The 677-nt window shown below is 52.1% G+C and carries 1 protein-coding gene; it reads left to right on the top strand.

Annotation, left to right across the window (positions count from 1 at the left end):
- Nucleotides 1-677 (top strand): fibronectin type III domain-containing protein (locus D3P08_RS27045; protein ID WP_147381862.1); only part of this gene is annotated, 677 nt, incomplete at both ends.

Here is a 677-nt window from a genome sequence, read left to right as displayed (position 1 = left end):
AGCAGTCGCTTAAAGGTGCGAACGCTTGGGCAGCCTCGACAACAAGCGGTCCGATTGCTACGAATGCGACTACCGCAACCGTAACAGGCTTGAACCCAGGAACGGAATATGAGTTCCGCCTTGTCGTTACTGGTGGTAGTAACGCAGGTAATTCTAATGTAGTCAGCGTGAAGACAGATGCGGTTCCGATCAGTGATTTTTCAAGCTCAGCGAGAACAAGTGCTACGGCTGACTTTAGCTGGAGCGCAGTGACGGGTGCGACGGGAATTATAGTCGAGCAGTCGTTAAAAGGCGCGAACACGTGGGCAATAGCGACAACAAGTGATCCAATTGCAACGACTGCGACTACCGCAACCGTAACAGGCTTGAACCCTGGAACGGAGTATGAATTCCGTCTTGTTGTCATAGGAGGCAGCAATGAGGGCACTTCCAACGTAGTCAGCGTAAAGACGAATGCGGTACCGGTCAGTGATTTCGTGAGTGCAGCAAAGACGAGCACCACAGCAGAATTTAACTGGAGCGCAGTGGCTGGTGCAACTGGAATTGTAATTGAGCAGTCGCCGAAAGGTCAGAACACGTGGACAGCCTCGACAACAGGACCTATTGCGATGACTGCGACAAGCGCAACCGTAACAGGTCTAAGCCCGTCGACGGAATATGATTTCCGCCTCGTCGTA

The organism is Paenibacillus nanensis (assembly GCF_003583765.1).
Taxonomy (GTDB): Bacteria; Bacillota; Bacilli; order Paenibacillales; family Paenibacillaceae; genus Pristimantibacillus; species Pristimantibacillus nanensis.
Note: the sequence above shows the minus strand (reverse complement) of the source record. Positions and strands in the feature narration are given on the sequence as shown.